Source organism: Branchiibius sp. NY16-3462-2 (genome assembly GCF_001594145.1).
GTDB lineage: Bacteria > Actinomycetota > Actinomycetes > Actinomycetales > Dermatophilaceae > Branchiibius.
Genome location: NZ_LVCF01000042.1, coordinates 60,224 through 79,633, shown reverse-complemented (window position 1 = coordinate 79,633; position 19,410 = coordinate 60,224). Strand labels below are relative to the sequence as shown.

Below are 19,410 nucleotides of genomic sequence, written 5' to 3'. Positions count from 1 at the left end.
GGTATGACTCGGGTGATGAGCGAATCGGCGCGTACCGCGCATATGCCCCATCCGGCGCGTTCCTCGAACGCCGCGCTGGAGATCGGTGCAACGATCACCGCCGCCTGTCTCTCCCTGCTGATGGTGCTGGTACCGGCCGGAGTGGTGCTGCTCATCGTGGCGATCACCCCCGGAATCTCGCCCGACGTCGCTGACCGTATGCGCCCCCTCCTGGTGGGTGGCCTCGCGGTGTACGCCTGCTGTTTCGCCGCCGGCGTCGCCCTGTTGAGCCTGGGTCGCGCGGCGCGTCACGGTCGGCACTTCTAACCCGCGCTCGCTCCTGCCGCGGCGTGATCGCGGCGGGCGAACACCACCAAGTTGTCCGCGGCGTGCACGCTGCCCTGGCCCGCGCGCTGCAGGCACGTGATGATCATCAGTTCGTTGCCCCGCTCCTTCCACCGGCCCCACATCCGCTGCGAGTCGGTGGCCGCGACCTTGTCGATGACCATGGTCGACGTGACGGTGTAGCCCACCCCTGCGACCAGCACCGGGTCCCCAGCCCGGATCACCGCGTGTGAATCATCGGGGGCCATGGAGAACAGGTAGTTGCCCGGGCTGCGTCCGCCGTAGACCGCGTGCATGGTCACCACACTCAGACCCGACGCCGGATCGTCGGGCTGCCCGTACTGCCGGATCAGGAACGCCGTGGCGAAAGACGGTGGGTTGATCACGCCCCCGGTGACATCCATCGAGTCCAGGGGTACGTCGAGGCCCTGGTCCGGCGCGACAAATCGTTTCCCGGTGGAGCGCACCTGCGCCCCCTGCACGTCTGGCGGATCGTCCGGTACGACGATCGCACCGTTCATGTCGGTCAGTCCGCTGTGCGTCGGCTCGGGGGCCGCGACGTACTGCCGCAGGCTGAAGCCAGCGACGGCGAGGGCGCCGACCACGACAGCGAGCAGCGCGAGGGTGACTGCCCCGCGGTGCCGTCGTGCGGCGCCCTGCCGCGGGCTCACTGCCCCTTGCGTCGGCGCGACACCAGGAGCCCAGCGGCTCCTGCCGCGATCAGGAACGCGATACCGGCCACTCCTAGTGCCCAGGAGTTGTCACCCGATCCGATGTGACCACCCGTGGAGACCGACGGCGGGGTCGTGCCCGACGGAGCCGGTGACGTGGTGCCGGTCGGCGTCCCGGTCGGCGACGGTGACGTCGTCGGAGGCGGCGTCGTCGGCGGCGGGGTCGTCGGAGGCGGCGTCGGCTTCGTGAACGTGTTCGTCACGGTGATCGTCAGCTTCTGCAGTTCCCCGGAGGTACCCACCACGACCGCGTCGTCGTACGAACCATTGCTGACCTCGACGGAGGTCGCTCCCCCGGAGTCGGTTTCCTCTGCGAAGCAGTGGGTACCGCGGGGCAGCTTCAACTCGTTGCCGTCCGCGTCCGTCGGCGTCAGCACTTCTCCGCCCTTGATCTGCACCGGGTCGGAGAAGAGCGTCACCCGCTCACCATCCGGTGTTTCCAGCTGGCAGGTGAGTTGGATCGTGAAGACCTTGTCCCGGGCGCTCTCGGCGTTATCACCGGCCAGGTCCTTGGCCAGGGCGATGGTTCCGGCCGAGAACTCGTTGGTGAAGCCCGCGACCACAACCTGGGCCGTACCCGAGTCGTCCACATTGGGAATGGTCACGGTGACCGGTGCAGGGGTGCTGTCCGCGCCTCCGTTACCGGTCTCACGCACGACGCACTGCGCCCCGACGGGCAACGGCGACAGGATCTCGGACTTCAACACCGTGCTGGTGCCATCGCCGGTGAGGGTGACCTCGTGGTCATAGACCTGCTTGCCGTCGAAGGTGCACACCACCGAGAAGACGAACGGTCCGACGGATGCCTCCGGGGCGCCCGGTCCGTCGACCTGCTTGAAGATCTGCAGACCGCCGGCCCGGTACTCGTTGGTGATGCCCACCTGGACCGGGTCCTGCTCAGCCGGTCCGATCACCACCGGCTTGCTCTGGTCGGGGTTGTCCGGGTCGGCGGGGTCGTAGGTGACACCGGTGGCGCCATGCTGGCCTGTTTCCCGCACGACACACGAGGCTCCGACCAGGGCGTCCACAGTGGTCGTCTCGCCCGGCGTGATCGTGATCTGCCGCGGGAAGCCGGGCAGTGTCTTGCCGTCCGCCGTGCACGTCACCTCCGCCGGGAACGAGGCTGGGGCGTAATCCGCGGCTGCTCCCGACACCTTCTTGGTGACGGCCAAGGTGCCCGCGTCGAAGGTGTTGGTCGCGGTCACCGTGGCGATCTCGGCGGTCGAGGAGCCGATCGTGACCGTGCCGTCCGCCGGATCCAGCGACGAGCTGGTCGCGCCGGCGTTATCCGTCTCGCTGACGGTGCACTGTGCGCCGGTGGCGATGTGGTCGACCGAGCGCTGCAGTGGTTCGTCTCCACCAAGGGTCAGGTCGGCCTCGTACACCGTGCGCGGCTGCTCAGCCCCCTCAGCGTGGTCGTCCAGCGTGCAGACCAGGTGGAAGGTGAACGGGCCGGCGCCGTACGTCGACGCGGCGTCACCCTCCACCTTCTTGGTGAGCAGCAGCGACCCACTGTCGAAGGTGTTGGTGACCTTGGTCGTGTTCTGGGCGCTTCCGTCCGATCCATCGGGCACCAGGGTGCCGGTACCTGTCGCCGACGAGTCCTCGCCGGTCGTGGTCTCGTAGCTGACACTGGCCCCGGTGTAATCCGACTCGGTCACGGTGCAGATCGAGCGGGCCGACAGACCGGTGAAGGTGTGCGACTCGCCGTCCTTCAGGGTGACCTGCATCGGCTTGTCCGCCGAGTAGCCCGTGGCGTAGACCGGCTTGTCCAGGAAGGTGCACTCGACCGCGATCTGGAACGGGCCGTACGTCAGCGGCGCGCCGTTCTGGTCCGTGGCCGTCGTGTCAACCGTCTTGCTGACGACCAGCGACGCGTTCTCGTAGACGTTGGTCAGCGTGATCAACGGGACGTTCTGCTCATCCCGGGTGACCGTCACATGGGTCGAACTCGAGCTGGTCTGACCGCCGTCCCCGGACTCGGTGACCCAGCAGTCGGCGTTGTACGGCAGGTCCTTGACGGTCACCGGGGTGTTCGGCGTCAACGTGAGATTCGCCTTGTCACCCAGGTCGACCTCTACACCCACCGACGTGCAGTGCAACGTCGCCGAGAACGTGTCCGGTGCATTCTCCGCGGCCGGACCCGTGACGACCTTCTCGACCTGCAACGGACCGGTGGCCAGCGATACGCCGACCCGCGGCGGTTCCGTGGTCAGGGTCGTGTGCACGGTGCCGTTGGCGCGCACCGCCTCAGCGCGAGCGCCCGTAGTGTTGAAGGCGACGGTGTCCGCACCGGCGGTCGGCGACAAAGCCGGTGCCGTCTGCGGGATGTCGACGCTGAAGCCCCCCAGTGGCGGAATCAGCGCTTTGTTCGGCGCGTACACGAACTGGAACGCCGTGATCGACTGCAGGACGTTCTCCGGCAGCGTCGTGCCCTCCGCCCACAGGGTCCATGCCCCGGTCGGGCAGGCCCCCGGGTTGGCTTGCACCAGGTCGTCCTGACACACGTTGTCCGAGGTCGTGTAGTACACCGACAGATCGATGGAGTTACCGCTCACCAGCGTGGGTCGACCGGACGGGATCGGGCGCCACTGGGACCCGCGGGCCAGGCTGTTGGTCGAGCCGGTGTCACCCGGCTTGGGCAGCCGATCGATGGCGACGATGCGGGTCTGCGACTCGTTGCCGGTGTTGACGTACGTCGTGCGCCAGGTGATGTCACCACCGGGCTTGGTCACGGGGATACAGGGCTTGCCGTAGAACCCGGCAGCGTCGGGGTGGCAGTCGACCGCTTTGGTCAGCGCGGGGTCGGTGATGACCCCGAGGGTGTCGGAGTCCTCGGCCTTGACCCGCTTGGAGACGCCGATCGCAGCACCCTCACCGATGGTGTTGGCGGCCGTCGTGGTGCAGGCGCCCGTGCTGGGGTCCAAGGTCCCGGAGCAGCTGTCCCACGGACGGTCGGCGGTGATGCCGACCTTGTTCGTGAAGGTTGTTTTGGCTTTCAGCCCGGGACGCGTGAGGACGGAGAAGGCGATGGAGTAGGTCTCGCCGGGTTGCAGGATGGATCCGTCCGGGAAGGTGAAGGTCAGCGACGTCGGCGAGTCCTGGGCGTCGGATTCCTGGGCCACCGTGACGTCGTCTGCTGTCGTCGGCAGCGCCGTGTCGGCCTCCGACGGCGGAGTAAGGGTGTAGGTGTACCGGTTACTCGCCGAAACGTCGGGGTTGAAGACCAGTTGGGCGCCGTCGGCATCGGTCGGCATGGCGTCGACGATGACCGGGTTCTCGATGGGCGCCTTACCGGTGTTCTTGACTGTGACGACGTAGGTGAACGGAACGCCGGGTTGGTAGGTGTTCCCCTTCGGGTTCTTGGTGATCTGCACCGCGTTGTTCAGGTGTACGTAGTCGATATGCGCGTTGGCGGTGTCGTCCGCCACGATCGGGTTGCCGTCACCGTCGAGCGCGGAACTGGTCGCATCGACGTCGACGACATCGCTGGCCCGCCCCGCCTGGGTCTCACCCGGGGCGGGGGCGTTGCCCTTCTGATCGGTGAGGACCGGGCCGCCGGTGTTGAGAGTGGCGCGACGGGTCACCTTGAACGAGACGTTCTGCTTCGGCGTTGACGGGTTTTCCCAGTTCTTGCCGTCGGCCCGGGTGAAGGTGAAGCGCAGTCCCTGCACCTGCGGCGCCGTGACTCCCGCTGGCAGGGCCAGAGCGGTGCCCGGGGTGCCGGTCTTCCAGGTGGCCCCGGTGAGGACCGGTTCGCCGCCTACGACGCTCCAGGTGCCACCGGTGAGTGCATCCACCTGCACCTGGTTGATCGGGTTGGTGAAGGAAAAGGCGGAGAAGCCGGTGAAGTCGTACTGGTTCCAGAAGGTCGGTGCGTCGTCCTGGACGATCATCTGCACCGTGCGGGCCGGACCCTTCGGCTGACCGCTGAGGGTCACGGTGACCGGCGAGTTGTCACCTTCGACCTGACTGGCCGGCTTGATCGACTTGCCGGCCTGGACCGTCAGGGCGCCGGGGACCAGATCGATGCTCGCGGTGTCCTTGTCGGTAGCGGTCTTGGTGTCGCTCGGATAGTCGACCAGATCCTTACCTGTCGTGGTCGCCTCATTGGCAATGGTGGCCGGTGCGGTGACCGGCGTGCCGTCGGCGCGGTGCGTCGGCCGCAGCCGGGTGTCGAATCCCACGGTTGCGGTGTTGTGGGCACCACGCTGCTGGTCCGTCGCGGAGTTGATGCGGCCGGTGTAGACGGTGTCGAAGCCGACCGCACCCTCGAAGTCGGTGGCCGGGGCGTCCAGCGCCTCCTGTCGGGTGAAGGTGCGATCGGGCGCGCCACCGGCGTAGTGCACGGTGATCGTCACGTCCGTGGCGCCGATCTCGGCGGGCGCAGTGATGGTGGTGAAGCCGATCAGATCGAACGTGTCGAACGGATTGGACGTGCCCGTCGGCTCGGTGATGGTCAGCGTGTCCAGCCGGGACAGCGACTTGTTGGTGGCCGCCAGGGTCACCTCACTCGTGGGGTACTTCTCGGCTGCCGTTCCCGGTGCCGGGACCCCCAGCGGACCGCCTTCCCAGGTCTTGGCCAGGTCGACCTGCAGGTTGGCCGGCACGATGGTGATCCGGTCACTGGCCTGATCGGAGTACGACGGGGTGGTGTCGCCCGGGAAGTAGGCGTCGGCGCCGGCGGTGTTGCTGACAAGGCCGGCCTGGTCGGTGTTCAGGGCGCTGGTGGAAAGCACCGGAGCCGCCGGGGTGTGGCGGGTGACGTCGCGAAGCGCGAAGACCGGGTGGATGGTGCGGTTGTCGCCGCTGGAGCGGGCGACACCGGAACCGACGACCGGCGTGCCCACCGCGCCGGTGCGGTTGGTGTCGGACTCTTCGTAGGTCAGCCGGAAGGCAGTGGCATCAGCGCGCTCGGAGGCGGTCAGCGTGTACCCGGGGAAAGTGCCATCGCACGCGGCCGGGCAGGGGTCACCGGAGGCTTCGACCCACTGGCCGTTGATGTAGAGCTCGACGCTGGCGACCCGGTCGTACTTCAGCAGCGGATCGTCAGCCGCTGAGATCGGGTCGATCCGCACCAGGTCGAAGGAATCGAAGACGGAGTTCTGGATCGGCTCCTGGGGGTTGGGCACATCGCTGATCACGACCTTCTCGAAGTTCGAGAATCCGCCCGTCGACCAGCGCAGTGTCGCGCCGCGCTCGTCACCGGAACGCTCCGCGACGTTGGCCGGGTCGTCCCACGACTTGTCGATCAGGTCGCCCTCGCCCGGGGTGACGTGGTTCAGGTCGACGTCGGCGCAGCCCTGGGAGTGGGCGGGCTGGCTGACGGTCGGGGCGCTGCCGTCGGTGCCGGCGCAGTTACTGACGGTGGCGTCCTCATTCGGTACGCCGGGGCGCACGTTGGACGTGAAGTTCGGCGAGAAGGAGGTGCCGGGCGGGAAACCGGTGCACCCGGGACCGGGGGTGTAGACGAACTGCAGGCCGTGCGCGTCCACGCTCGCCGGAATTTTGCCCGAGAAACGCTGCGGACCCTGCAGGTCGGTCATCCCCGGCACGGGCACCCACGCGGTGCCGTTCCAGTAATTGACCGTCAGCTGACTGCACTCGTTGATCTCCGTGCTGTCCACCGACGTGGGCCGGAAGGTGTCGAAGAAGTTAGGGCTGACACTGGGGTCTTCGGGGTCCTGGACGACCATGCGTTGCGCATCGACCGTTGAATCCGGGAAGGCCTTGATCGTTCCGGTGAGGCTGGTCGTGACGTCCTGACCCGGCACCGCCGGGATGTCGTTCGGCGTGATCCGTTTGGTCGTCGAGGTCGCGATGCGATCGGCCAGGGTCACCAGGGAGGAGTCGGCGGTGGCCGGATCGCTGGTGGCTCCGTCCAGACCGGTCTGGGCACTGACCTGGTTGTTGTGCGTCAGGGAGTCGACGCTCTGGTCGGCGTCAGTCTCGACCGTGAACGGAAGGGTGGCCTCGGCCCCTGCCTCGATCGTTCCGGTGAAGGTGACGGTGAAACCAGTGGGCTGGCACCCGGTGGGCGGCTCCGGCAGGGTGTTCGCAGTGGTCGTGGTCAGCGCCTGATCAGAACAACCCGGCCCGGTGTAGGTGATGGCGGCCGCGGTAGCGCCGCTGGGCCAGACCACGCCGCCGGTGAATCCAGCGAAGGTCAACGGGTTGTCACCCTCGAACGGGTTCGTGGCTCCGGACGGTTCCTTGATGGTCAGCGAGTCGACCGGGACGTTGGAGGAGTTGGTGGCACCGATCGTCACGGTGCTCGGGTCACCGGCGTGCACCGTTGCCGGGTCGAACTTCTTGGTGACCGCAGCATCCAACTCCGGTGGAGTGATCACATAGGTGTCGTCTGCGGGATCGGACGTCTTGCTCTGCCCGTCGGTGGTGGTGACTGTGGTCTGGGCGTCGTTCTTGACGGTCACCGGGCCGGTCAGTTCCGTGACATTGGCACGTTGCTGGACGGTGAAGGGAATGGTGGCGGTGGCGCCGGCGGCAATGCCGTCCCCCGTGGTGTCGGTGAAGACGTACCGCAGTCCCTGCACAGCACTGGGGTCAACACCGGCAGGCAGCGTGGCCGGCGGCCCGGGCTCGCCCTCGACCCACTGCCCGTTGACGTACGCCCACACCACGACCTGGTCGGCGCCCTTGGGCATGGTGACGTCGCCGAGCGGCGTCGTCACGCCGAGGTAGGTGAACGGGTTCGGGGAGGCAGCCGGGTCGACCGGGTCCTGCACCACCAGTTCATGAACCGGCGTATTGGACGTGTTCCTACCCGTCAAGGTCACATCAGCGGTGGTCCCCGGCTTCGCGGCGGCACCAGACGGCTCGATGGTCTTGGTGGTGGTCGCGCCCAGTTCGCTGGTCACCACGGGAGTCACGTCAGCCGAAGCGGTTTGCTGAGTGGCGTTGTCCGCCGTCGAGGTGGCGGTGTTGGTGATGGTCTTGCCGTTGATCGTTGCCGGCGCGTCGTCGGCGAGTTTGACCGGGATCGTGACGGTGAGTGTGTCGCCCGATTTCAGACCGGTCTTGCCGCCGCCGAGCGCCTGGTTGACATCCACCGTCACGACGTTGTCCGGACTGATGGTGACCGTGGAGGGTTGGTTGTCGACGGTGGGATCGCCGACGGGTTCGATGTACTGCGGTAGCGGGTCGGTGAGGACGTAGTTCTCACAACCGCCGACGGCAACCGACGAGCACGTCACGGTGATCGTGTAGAGGAACTCGGTCCCGGGAGTGAGGTCACCACCAACGTCGGCGGTCTTGGCCATCTGCATGGTGGCCGTCGGGTCGGCTGCGGCAACCTGCGGCGCGGTCGCCAGGCTCATCGTCGCGATGAGGGCCACGACCAGCGCCATAGCGGCGATCACCCGCGTTGCCGTTGCCTGCCCGAACCGTTTGATCGCCGCCATTGCGCTGCTTTCCTTGATGCCTCAGTCCATGCGGCCATCTCGGGTCCGCCGGGCCGAGAGTCGCATAAACAAGGGGTGCTGTCCACCGATGTGACCATTCCTACACAGGCTGCCCACAGTCTCCCAGCAGGGCTCTCATCAGCGAAAACGACGTAGCCGCAGCGAGTTGAGCACCACCAGGACTGACGAGGCCGCCATCGCAAAGCCCGCCACCATCGGCCCCAACCGACCGGACATCGCCAGCGGCACCGCAGCAAGGTTGTAGGCGAACGCCCAGCCGATGTTCTGGCGGATGACGCGCAACGTGGCCCGCGACAACCGCACCGCATCCACCGCGACCACCGGATCGGTGCGCAGCAGCGTCAGATCAGCTGCGTCGGAGGCGACGTCCGCGCCCGAACCCATGGCGATGCCCAGGTCTGCGGTAGCCAAGGCAGCAGCATCATTGACGCCGTCGCCGACCATGGCCACCTTCTGGCCCTGCTGTTGCAGGGTGGAGATGTGCGCCGCCTTGTCCTGTGGTCGCACCTCGGCGTACACCTCGTTGATCCCCAGTTGCCGCGCGACCGCGTCGGCGACCCCCTGGTGATCGCCGGTCATCATGACCGGGTGCAGCCCCAGGGCCTCGAACCCGCGCACTGCCTGGCCTGACGTGGCTCGGATCCGATCCGCCACGCTGAGCACCCCGCTCACCTGACCGTCGACGACGAGCACCACGGCGGTGCGGCCGAGGCCGGCTTGCGCATCCACCCGGTCCGAGACGAGTGCAGGTACGTCGATCCCCTGGTCCCGCAGCCAGCTCACCCGGCCGAGGAGAGCCGACCGTCCCTCGACCACACCACCGACGCCAGCCCCGTCGTAACTGTGGAAGTCGCGGACCGGCAACAGGTCGGTGCGGTCACGGCAGATGGCGGTCGCGATCGGATGGGCCGAACCCTGCTCCAGGGTGGCGGCGACGCGGCGTACCTGCTGCTCGTCCCCGTCGGCAGCCCAGACGTCCACCAGACTCATCCGGCCATCAGTCAGGGTTCCGGTCTTGTCCAGCACGACGGTCTGGATCGCATCGGCCTGCTCCAATGCCTGCGGGCCACGGATCAGGATGCCCAGTTGCGCGCCCCGACCCGTTCCCACCAGGAGCGCCACGGGCGTCGCCAATCCCAGGGCACACGGGCAGGCGATCACCAGCACGGCGACGGCGGCGGTGAAGCCGCGGGTCAGATCCCCGCCGATCAGCCACCAGCCCAGCAGGGTCGCCAGCGCCAGCAACAGAATGATCGGCACGAAGACACCGGCCACTTTGTCGGCCAATCGCTGCACGGAGGCCTTACCGGTCTGCGCCTGCTCGACCAGGGCAGCGATCCGGGACAACTCGGTGTCCGCCCCGACTGCGGTGGCGCGGACGCGCAGACTGCCGCCGGCCGCCAGGGTGCCACCCACGACGTGGTCGCCCGACCCGACCTCGATCGGGACGCTCTCGCCGGTCACTGCGGACGCGTCGATGCTGGCGTGGCCGTCGATCACGACTCCGTCAGTGGCTACGCGGTCACCGGGACGCACCCGGAAGGTATCGCCTATCACCAACTCCGACAACGGAATACTCGTTGCCACACCAGCGCGCTCCACGAGGACGTCGTCGGCTTTCAGCTGCAGCAGGCCCTGCACGGCGGCACCGGCAGCGCGCTTGGATCGCGCCTCCAGGTAGCGCCCGAGCAGGAGAAAGGCCGTGACCCCGGCGGCTGCTTCCAAATAGATCGCATCGGCTGCTTCCTGCGGCTCGACGACCACCGAGAAGTGGTGGTGCATCCCGATCATGCCGGCGTGGCCGAAGACCATCGCGTAGATCGACCAGGCGAGCGCGGCCAACGTGCCGACCGACACCAGGGTGTCCATCGTGGCGGTGCGGTGCCGCAGGTTCTTCCAGGCGGCCTGGTGGAATCCCAGGCCGCCCCAGAGCACCACCGGCACGGTCAGCGCCAGGGCCACCCACTGCCAGCCCGGGAACTGCAGCGCCGGGACCATCGAGAGGACGATGACCGGCAGCGCCATGATCCAGGTGATGATCAGCCGGCGACGCAGGCCGGCGGTCTCGTCGACCGGTTCGGCCGCGGGTTGCGGAAGCGAGGCGTTGTAGCCGGCGGCTTCGACGGTCTGGACCAGTTGATCCACCGGGACAGTCGCTGGGGCGTGCACGCTCGCCGTACCCAACGCGTAGTTGACGCTGGCCTGCACACCGTCGATCTTGTTCAGTTTCTTCTCGATGCGCATCGCGCAGGAGGCGCACGTCATCCCCTGGATGTCCAGGCGGATGTCCTGATCAACGGCCATACGACCATAATACCCCCTGGGGGTATCTCTTGGGCACGGGGCAGACGTCGGCCCCGCAGCGTGAGCGCGAGCTGCGGGGCCGACGTGGGTGGGGAGTCAGGTCAGAAGGCGCTGACCCCGTTCGGAGTGCCCAGGCCGGTCGGTCCGTCCCAACCGCTCTTCGCGGTGCACCAGTAGCTGCAGGTGCCGTTGGAGCCCGAGGTCACATCGAACAGTCCGGAGGTCGCCGCGTAGGGCTTGGTGTTGGCGTAGCCGGAGGTGTTGCCGGACAGCGCATAGACACTGGCGACGATCGGCGAGGACAGGGACGTACCGCCGTACTGGGCCCAGCTGGACGCGGTGGCGCTGGTGGGTGCGTAGACCGCGAGGCCGGTGTTCGGGTCGGCGACGGCGGACACGTCCGCCATGGCGCGGCCCGAGCAGTGCGTCACCGATGAGCTCTGGCCGGCCGGAGCTGTGTTGTACGACGAGCAGCCCGATCCCGCGTCACTCCAGGCAGATTCGGTCCAACCCCGTGAGTTCGAGGAGGCGGTCAGCGAGGTGCCGCCGACCGCGGTGACGTACTGGGAGGAGGCCGGGTAGCTGGCGCCCTGGTAGGCGTCGTCACCGGTCGAGGCCGTCACCGCGATGCCGGAGTGCTTGTAGTACTTGGCGTAGGTCGAGTCTTTCGCGTCGCCACCGCCGTAGCTGTTCGAGATGGCCACAACACCCGTCTGCTTGGCTGCAGTGTTCACCGCCGTGCCCAGGTTGGCGAAGGAGGCCGTCTTCGCCTGCACCAGAACGATGTTGCAGTCCGGGCAGGCTGCCGAGACGGCATCGAGATCGAGGGCCTGCTCCTGGTCCCAGCCCACGTTGGTCGCTGGCAGCGAAGTGGTGGAACCGGTCTGGCTGATGATCTTGAGGCAACCGTTCGCCTTGGTGCATGCAGGCAGACCGAACTGCGAGCGGTAGACGCCGAGGTCCCGCTCGGCGTTGGGGTACCCGTAAGCATCGACGATGGCCACCGTGCGCCCACCGGAGGTCAGGCCGGACAGCTTGTAGGCACTCTGGATATCCGACGGGGTCTTGCCGGAGATCGCCTTCGGCGTGATCGCGTTGCCCCGGGCGTTGACCGACTTGCCGGTCGCGGGGTTGGTGAGGTGGATCGCGAAGCACGACGCGTAGCCGGCCTTGGGAGTTGTTGAACAGGAGTGGACCTGGGTGACGGATGCCTTCGCGGTGGTGACGGCGTCCGCCGACGGCAGTCCCGCGCTCAGTGCTCCGGCGGTGGCCAGGGCGAGCAGCGTGGCGGCCATGGGGGTGTTGCGCATGGTGATGCTCTCCTCGGGGGAAAGGGGATGGGTGCGTTCACTGTGTCGGCGGGAATGATTGCCCCGCCAGTGCTCCCAGGGTTTTCTCAGGATTTCCGGCGGATACCGAGCCGAATCGCTTACCGGCCGTTTACCGGCGCCCCACGAGACGGTGAAGGTAGCCACGCGTAACCTCGCCACCGTGAGCTACTACGAACGCGTCAGCGCCGACACGTACCGGCCCACGCAGCACGTGCAGGGCGCGTGGAACGACCATGAGCAACACATGTCCCCGGTGGCCGGCCTGATCACCCACGCCATCGACGGTCACGAGCACAACCCAGCGGTCCAGTTGTCCCGGATCAGTTTCGAGATCCTCGGCCTGATCCCGCTGGCCGACACCACCGTCACGGTCGAGACCATCCGCCCGGGCCGGACCATAGAACTCATCGAGGCTACGGCGATCATCGAGGACCGCCCACGGATCCGTGCTCGCGCGTGGCGGCTGGCGATCAGTGACGACGTGGCCGAGGTGGCCGGCGTCGAGTTGCCCGCGATGGCCGCTGGTCCGGACGGCGGCGAACCCTACGACGCGCTCGAGGAATGGAAGGGCGGTTTCCTGGCCTCCATCGAGACCGTTGCGCTACCCGGCGGCCGGCCGGGTCGGCGTCAGGTGTGGGCCCGCACCCCGCACCCCGTGGTGGCCGAGGAACAGATCAGTGACACCGCGGCCGCGATCTCACTGGTGGATCTGGCCAACGGGATAGCCACCCGGGTGCGTCCCACGGAGATGATGTTCCCGAACGTCGACCTGACGATCCACCTGCTGCGGCAGCCGCAGCCGCCCTGGGTGGGCCTGGATACCTCAGTCTCCTTCGGCACCAATGGTCTCGGCCTCACCTCGACCACGCTCAGCGACCAGGCTGGTCCCTTCGGGCGCGCCGAGCAGGCGCTGACTGTCCGGCACTTCCCCCGCTGACCGGCGCCGCTGCCACCAGCGATCCACCCACCACCAGAACGCCGTCACCAACAGCGCCGCGAGCACCCCTGCGATCTCGTCGATCGCGTAGTGCTCGCCGGAGTAGAGCAGGGTGAACGCCATCATCGCCGGATAGAGCAGGAGCAGGGGACGCAGCGAGCGGCGTACGGACGACCAGAAGAACAGCACCGCCAAGGTCGCGAAGGCCATGTGCAGCGACGGCATGGCCGCAACCGGGTTGGAACGCGCCTGACCGTCGGCGAGCACGTCCTGGGCGATCCGTAGACCCATGAAGTGGAAGCCGTCGCCGTTTGCGCGCACAATCGACCAACCGGGGATCAGGCCCTGCTGGGTCGCCAACCACGGTGGCGCCATCGGGAAGAGCAGGTAGATGCTCAGCCCCACCACGGCCAGGCTCACGACCGCACGCACCCACTTCAGGAACCGGTCCCGGTTCCAGATCCACAACGCCACCGCCACCATCGGAGTGACGACGAAGTGCGACAGGTAGGTGAGGGTGACCGGCACACCGACCCAACCGATCGGCCCGTCCGCCCGAAGATGCTCCTGCAACCATTGACCAGGCAGCGTGCCGCCGAACAACCAGCGGTCAGCCTCGATCGGGAAGGTCGTGTGCAGCGGCATTCCGAGCAGGTTGGTCGCGCCCTGCATCGGGAAACCCATCACATCCAGCTCGCCGTTGAACCGGCCGGCGAACCCGTAGCTGTAGTCGTAGGCCAGAAGCACCCCTTCGAACGGCAGCCAGGCCAACAGCGTCATCCGCCACGCCCGCCAGCCGCGCCCGATACACAGCACGGACAGACCGGCAACGATCCACAACGTCATACCCACCCGGTCGATGGGCACGCCGACGAACATGCAATAGGCCGCCAGAACTACCAAGTAGGCGGCGACGGACAGTCGTCGTAGCGACGTGAGGTCGACTCGGGCAAAGGTGCCGGGTTCCAGGGCAGCCTCGTCGCCGAGTTCGCGCTGCTCGGAGATCGCCACCGGTGGATTCTAAGTGGCCGTCCTGTGAACATTCAGAAAAGCGACCCGTGCGGGCAGTAGGTCCACTCCGAGACGAGCCCCTTCCGGGGGTGCCACTTCCGCCGTGACCGGCACGCGGCCGAGCGCTGGCAAGTCCACCTCGACGGTCACCTCGTCCGCGGCGTACGCCGATGGGCCGGCCACCCCGGCGAACTGACCGGACCCGGTGCTCACCCGCAGCGCACCCCGCCGCAGCGCGACGGGTCCGTCGCCCGGCGCCTGGAGCGCTTGACGTACGGCGATGGCGGGCTCCCCGGTCAGAATCGTCCCGTAGCCGAGAAAGCGCGCGGCCTCTTCGTCCACCGGTCCGCGCCAGAGGTCAGCCACCTCACCGTGTTGCACCACGCGGCCGGCGCGCAACAGTACGGCGTCATCGGCCAGGGTGAACGCCTCGCTGTGATCATGCGTCACCAACAGAGCCGTCGTCCCGGTGGACAACAGGATCTGCCGCAGATCGATGGCCAGTCGTTCGCGCAGGTCGCGATCGAGGGCTGATAGCGGTTCATCGAGCAGGAGTAACCGAGGTTGTGCGGCGAGGGCCCGGGCCAGGGCGACGCGTTGCTGCTGCCCGCCGGACAGGGTCCGCGGCGCCCGATCGGCGAAGCCGGTGAGGCCGACCAGATCAAGTAGTTCGCGGGCGCGCTCAGACGCCTCACGCCGCGAAACACCCTGCCGCCGTAGCGGATACGCGACATTCGCCGAGACTGAAAGATGCTCGAAGAGTTGGCCGTCCTGGAACATCAACGCGAAACCGCGGCGATGCGTCGGCACCCCGGTGACGTCCTGCCCGTCGAAGAGGACCTGACCGCTGCCCGGTTGCTGCAGCCCGGCGATGACCCGCAGCAGCGTCGACTTCCCGCAGCCGGACGGACCGAGCACCGCCAGGATGCGGCCGGTCTCAACGTCAAGGCTCACCGCGTCGAGCGCCTGCGTTGTATCGAAAGCGACACTGACGTCGCGCACCTCGAGACCGCTCATAGGGTCGTCCGTCCGCCGAGCCGGTCCACACCCGCCATGATGGTGCCTGTCACTGCCGCCAGCACGACCGACGCAGCCAGTGCCATCCCGAAGTTCGCCGCTCCCGGATGCCCGATCAACTGGTAGATCGCCACGGGCAGCGTCGGATCATCCGGGCGCGCAAGGAAACTCGTTGCCCCGAACTCGCCCAGCGATACCGCGAGCGCGAATCCGATCGCCGCCAGGAACGGCCGCCAGGCCGCGACGACGTCGACGGTCAACGCGACGCGCAGCGGGCTGGCACCGAGCGCCGCCGCCGCTTCCCGCTGCCGTTGATCGACGCTGCGCAGGGCCGGGGCGAGGGTGCGCACCACCAACGGCAACGCGACCATGGCCTGGGCGACGGGAATCAGCCAGACACTGTCGCGAAAGTCGAAGGGCGGCTTGTCCAGGGTGATGAGGAAGCCGAACCCGACGGTGACGGCGGAGATGCCCAGGGGGAGCATGAAGACCCCGTCGAGGAGGCCCACCGCCCGTCGCGCCCGTCGGGACCGCGGGCGACGGGACACCAGAACAGCGACGATCAGCCCGAGGACGACCGCCAGGAGCGTCGCGTCCACCGCGATCCGCCACGACGTCGACAGCGCCTGCCACACCGTCACCGGCAATGCGTTGTCACCGGTGACCGAGGTGAGGTTCCGGTAGTTACCCAGGCTCCAATCACCCTGCACGTGAAGCGATCTCGTGACCAGGGTGACCAGCGGTGCGATGACAAGGACCAGACAGACCAGCAGCGCCAGCAACGGGCCGGCGTCACTGCGGCGGATCGGCGCGGGGCGCGGCTGACCGCTGACGGCACCGTCCCGCCGGACCCGGCCGACCAGCGCGAGCAACACCAGGACCATGACGAACTGCAGGATGGACAACACCGCAGCGCCTTGCAGGTCAAGGAAATTCGTCGTCAACAGGTAGATCTCGGTTTCGATCGTCGAGTAGCGCACCCCACCCAACGTCAGGACCACCCCGAACGCCGTGGCACAGAAGAGGAAGACCACGCTCGTCGCCGAGATGATCGCCGGCCGCAGGGAGGGCAGCGTGATGGTTCGGAACACCTCCCCCGGCGAGGCACCCAGGGACGCCGCGGCCTGCTCAGGTCGGGGATCAAGGCCCGCCCACGCCGTACCCACCACCCGGATCACGACGGAGAGGTTGAAGAAGACGAGAGCGGCGATGATCGCCGTGGGGGTGCCGTCCAGACCAAGGAACCCCAGCGGGCCGCTCTCGGCCAGCAGGGTCCGGAAGGCGACACCGACGACCACGGTCGGCAACACGAACGGCATCACCAGCAGCCCGCGCAACAGCGTCGCGCCCGGAAGACGCAAGCGATAGAGGCAATACGCCGCGGGTACGCCGAGCGCGACCGTGATCGCGGTGCCGACGACCGCGGTGAACAGCGTAAAGCCGATGACCTTGGCCGTGCGGGCGCGCGTGAGGACGTCCCACGCGCCCGCCAGATCCCACACCCCGTCCGGGCGCAGCCCGCGACCGATCATGCCGGTGACCGGGACGAAGAAGAAGACGGCGAGGAACAGCAGGGGTACGGCGGCCAGCACCCCCCAGCCGATGGCCTTCCCCACTTTTGGAACGGGATTCACCCGATCCGACGCGCGACGCGTGGATCCCGTTCCAAAAGTCCGCGGGGTGGTCGGCATCGCTAGGAGGTCACGTCCTGCCACTGCCGCAACCAGGTGTCGCGGTTCTTGGTGATCTCGGCGGGGTCGACGGTCAAAGGCTTTTCGGGAACCTTCGCCGCCTGCTGCCACGCGGCCGGCAACGCGATGGTCGTGTTGACCGGGAAGACGTACATCGCCTCGGGCAGCGCCTTCTGGAAGTCATTGCCGAGCATGAAGTCGATGAATGCCTTTGCCCCATCAGGGTTCTTGGCTCCGGACAGCACGCCGGCGTACTCGACCGACTGGAAGCAGGTGTCCAACAGGGCGGACGTCGTGGCCTTGCCGTCCTTGATCGTGTCGGCCGGCGAAGTGTTGTAGGACAGCACAATCGGCCGCGATCCGTTACCACCACCCGCCGTGTAGTCGACACTCCACGCATCGCTCCAGCCACTGGTCAGCTTGGTGCCGTTGGCCATCAGCTTCTTCCAGTAGTCCTGCCACCCGTCGGTGCCGTACTCCGCGATCGTTGCCAGCAGGAAGGCCATCCCGGGGGAGGACGACGAGGCGGCCGGTGTCACGAACTGGTTCTTGTACTCCGGTTTGAGCAGGTCCGCGAAGTTCGCCGGCGGTGTCTGACCCTTCTTGGTGAACCACGCGTTGTCGACGTTGACGCAGACGTCGCCGAAGTCGATGGGGGTCAGGTCTTTTCCGCCGTCACCGGATAGCGCGAACTCCTTCGCGCTTGCGGGCAGGTCCTTGGGCTCATAAGCCTCCAGCGCACCGGAATCCACGACGCGGGTCGCGAAGGTGTTGTCCACACCGAAAGTGACGTCACCGGTCGGATTGCCCTTGGTGAGGACCAGTTTGTTGGCCAACTGGCCGGCGTCACCGCTGGCGATCACTTTCACGGTGTAGCCGGTCTGCTCGGTGAACTTCGCGAGCAACGCCTTGTCCGCGACCCACGAATCGTGAGTCACGAGAGTGACGGTGGTGTTCTTCACGGTGCTGGAACCGGTGCCGCTCGGTGTGGATCCCCCGTCACCGGAGTTGCTCAGCGAGCACCCCGCCAGGGTGAGGGCCGCGACCACGGCAGCGATCGACGTACGGGCATAGGCAGATGACATTGACGTCCTCCTCGGTCATCGAGAAGGGGCTCGACTTCCTCCACCGGTACTAACCGGATCAGGTTCGAGGGTCTGCGGGCTGTCCCGCACTCTCAGCGCCTGGTGCGCTCCCCTGTCGTGCCATCCAGGGTAGCGCCCGGCGTGGCGCGGCCGCGCGGGGCCGAACTCTTGACACGCTGATCGGACTATCCGCCACTACCGATCGAGGTCCCCCATGTCCGAGCAGCCCCCGCCGAACGATCCCTTCCAGCAGCCGGGTCAGCAGCCACAGCAGCCGTACCAGCAGCCGGGTCAGCAGCAGCCCTACCAACAGCCCTACCAGCAGCCGGTCGATCCGACCGCACCGCAGTACGGTGGCGCCTTGTCGACGCCGCAGGACGATCTCAGCGGTGGTCTGCGCTCGCTGTTCGACTTCTCGTTCAAGACGTTCGCGACCCCCAAGATCGTGCGGATCGTCTACATCGTGATCGCCGTCGTCATCGCCCTGGCCTGGCTCGGGGCATTGATCTCGATGCTCGCCAACGGCGAGTGGGGCGGTTTCTTCGTCGTCCTCATCTTCGGCACCCTGGTCGCGCTGGTTTATCTTGCGCTGGCGCGGATGACGCTGGAGTTCTACTACTCGGTGGTCCGGATGTCGGAAGACATCCACCAGAGACTGCGCTGAACCCTCGTGGGGGTGCGGTCAGCCCGACTAGGGTCGGGATCAGTCCCACCCCCGTGATGAGGAGACAGCATGAAGGGCAACATCGGCTGGAAGTTGATCGCGCTCGCGAGTGGCGTCGTGGCGTCACGGATTTCCCGCGCCGTGACCAAGGGCGGCTGGAAGGCCGTCACCGGCAAGCCGATGCCGCTTGCTTCGAAGGACCCGTCGTCGTCGGCGGTCGAGGCACTGGTTTTCGCTGGTGTCTCGGCCGCCGTCATGGCGGTCACCCGCACGTTCGTGGACCGGAAGGCGGCCGACTTCTACGAGAAGTCGACCGGTCACGCACCGCCGCCGGTCGAGCACCTGCGCGAGAAGAGCTAGCGCAATAAATCGCCGCGGCCGAACAACTCGGCCGTCTGGGCAGCAGATGGTGAGCCGGCGTGGATGTCGGCGCCCGCTTCGAGCAGCCGCCACACCACGGTGTCCTCGCCCTTGAAAACCGCTCCCGCCAAGGGCGTCTGACCGCGGTCGTTGAGCCGGTTGACGTCAGCGCCACGCTCGATCAGGGCCGAGACGGCCGCTACATGCCCGTGGTAGGCCGCCAGCATGAGCAGGGTGTTACCCGCCGCATCGGTGAGATCGACCGGAACTCCGTTATCGACGTACGCCGAGAGCCGGGTGACGTCTCCTTCGCGCGCGAAGTCCATGCAGGCGTGCGCGATCTCGACCAGCTCCGGGGCTGGCTCGATACGCGCGGCGTCAGTCACGAAGGTAAGCCTAACTGCGGAGGCCACCGATGGCGAGTTGTCGTATCCGGGAATGACTCGTCCCACCCGGGGGTGACGTGTCGTATCCGGGGGCGGCCGTTCGTGGACAGGATGTAACCAACCACGA

The 19,410-nt window shown here is 67.4% G+C and carries 13 protein-coding genes and 1 riboswitch; of the genes, 4 read left to right on the top strand and 9 right to left on the bottom strand.

Annotated elements, in window-relative coordinates; all coding sequences use genetic code 11:
• Nucleotides 1-3: 3 nt before the first annotated feature.
• Nucleotides 4-306: a hypothetical protein gene (locus AZH51_RS15260; protein ID WP_291525706.1), complete on the top strand. Its 303-nt coding sequence runs from the start codon at nucleotides 4-6 to the stop codon at nucleotides 304-306.
• Here the strand turns inward: AZH51_RS15260 and AZH51_RS15255 are convergent.
• From AZH51_RS15255 to AZH51_RS15240, 4 genes are all read right to left on the bottom strand, one after another.
• On the bottom strand, nucleotides 303-995 hold the full coding sequence (locus AZH51_RS15255) for a class F sortase (protein ID WP_291525705.1): 693 nt from the start codon (nucleotides 993-995) through the stop codon (nucleotides 303-305). The two genes, AZH51_RS15260 and AZH51_RS15255, sit on opposite strands and share 4 nt — an antisense overlap.
• The gene (locus AZH51_RS15250) at nucleotides 992-8,476 is read right to left on the bottom strand and encodes a DUF5979 domain-containing protein (RefSeq protein WP_291525704.1); all 7,485 of its coding nucleotides are present in this window, start codon (nucleotides 8,474-8,476) and stop codon (nucleotides 992-994) included. The genes AZH51_RS15255 and AZH51_RS15250 overlap by 4 nt, the downstream gene beginning before the upstream one ends.
• Before the next feature lie 138 nt (nucleotides 8,477-8,614).
• Nucleotides 8,615-10,801, bottom strand: coding sequence for a cation-translocating P-type ATPase (locus AZH51_RS15245; protein WP_291525703.1), 2,187 nt, complete (start codon nucleotides 10,799-10,801; stop codon nucleotides 8,615-8,617).
• A 101-nt stretch (nucleotides 10,802-10,902) separates the two neighbouring features.
• Nucleotides 10,903-12,111 carry a hypothetical protein gene (locus AZH51_RS15240; RefSeq protein WP_291525702.1) on the bottom strand — a complete coding sequence of 403 codons (1,209 nt, stop codon included), beginning with the start codon at nucleotides 12,109-12,111 and terminating at the stop codon, nucleotides 10,903-10,905.
• A gap of 181 nt (nucleotides 12,112-12,292) precedes the next feature.
• Here AZH51_RS15240 and AZH51_RS15235 point away from each other — a divergent pair, with 181 nt between their 5' ends.
• Nucleotides 12,293-13,069, top strand: a complete 777-nt coding sequence (locus tag AZH51_RS15235) for a thioesterase family protein (RefSeq protein ID WP_291525701.1) — start codon at nucleotides 12,293-12,295, stop codon at nucleotides 13,067-13,069.
• On the opposite strand, the gene AZH51_RS15230 is transcribed toward AZH51_RS15235, so the two are convergent.
• The 4 genes from AZH51_RS15230 to AZH51_RS15215 form a co-directional block, all read right to left on the bottom strand.
• Nucleotides 12,956-14,080 carry a phosphatase PAP2 family protein gene (locus tag AZH51_RS15230; RefSeq protein ID WP_291525700.1) on the bottom strand — a complete coding sequence of 375 codons (1,125 nt, stop codon included), beginning with the start codon at nucleotides 14,078-14,080 and terminating at the stop codon, nucleotides 12,956-12,958. The two genes, AZH51_RS15235 and AZH51_RS15230, sit on opposite strands and share 114 nt — an antisense overlap.
• Nucleotides 14,081-14,089: 9 nt before the next feature.
• Nucleotides 14,090-15,097 carry an ABC transporter ATP-binding protein gene (locus AZH51_RS15225; RefSeq protein ID WP_291525699.1) on the bottom strand — a complete coding sequence of 336 codons (1,008 nt, stop codon included), beginning with the start codon at nucleotides 15,095-15,097 and terminating at the stop codon, nucleotides 14,090-14,092.
• Complete coding sequence (locus AZH51_RS15220) at nucleotides 15,094-16,713, bottom strand: iron ABC transporter permease (protein ID WP_291525698.1); 1,620 nt, start codon at nucleotides 16,711-16,713, stop codon at nucleotides 15,094-15,096. Before AZH51_RS15220 ends, AZH51_RS15225 begins: the two co-directional genes overlap by 4 nt.
• A gap of 77 nt (nucleotides 16,714-16,790) precedes the next feature.
• On the bottom strand, nucleotides 16,791-17,873 hold the full coding sequence (locus AZH51_RS15215; protein WP_291525697.1) for a thiamine ABC transporter substrate-binding protein: 1,083 nt from the start codon (nucleotides 17,871-17,873) through the stop codon (nucleotides 16,791-16,793).
• An 18-nt stretch (nucleotides 17,874-17,891) separates the two neighbouring features.
• Nucleotides 17,892-17,997, bottom strand: a riboswitch (TPP riboswitch).
• Between the two features lie 90 nt (nucleotides 17,998-18,087).
• Between AZH51_RS15215 and AZH51_RS15210 the strand changes: the two genes are divergently transcribed.
• A complete protein-coding gene (locus tag AZH51_RS15210) occupies nucleotides 18,088-18,537 on the top strand; it encodes a DUF4282 domain-containing protein (protein ID WP_291525696.1) in 450 nt (149 codons plus the stop codon).
• A 69-nt stretch (nucleotides 18,538-18,606) separates the two neighbouring features.
• Nucleotides 18,607-18,897 (top strand): DUF4235 domain-containing protein, encoded by a 291-nt coding sequence (locus tag AZH51_RS15205; protein WP_291525695.1) that lies wholly within the window; start codon nucleotides 18,607-18,609, stop codon nucleotides 18,895-18,897.
• On the opposite strand, the gene AZH51_RS15200 is transcribed toward AZH51_RS15205, so the two are convergent.
• Complete coding sequence (locus tag AZH51_RS15200) at nucleotides 18,894-19,283, bottom strand: ankyrin repeat domain-containing protein (protein WP_367188059.1); 390 nt, start codon at nucleotides 19,281-19,283, stop codon at nucleotides 18,894-18,896. The two genes, AZH51_RS15205 and AZH51_RS15200, sit on opposite strands and share 4 nt — an antisense overlap.
• Nucleotides 19,284-19,410 lie beyond the last annotated feature (127 nt).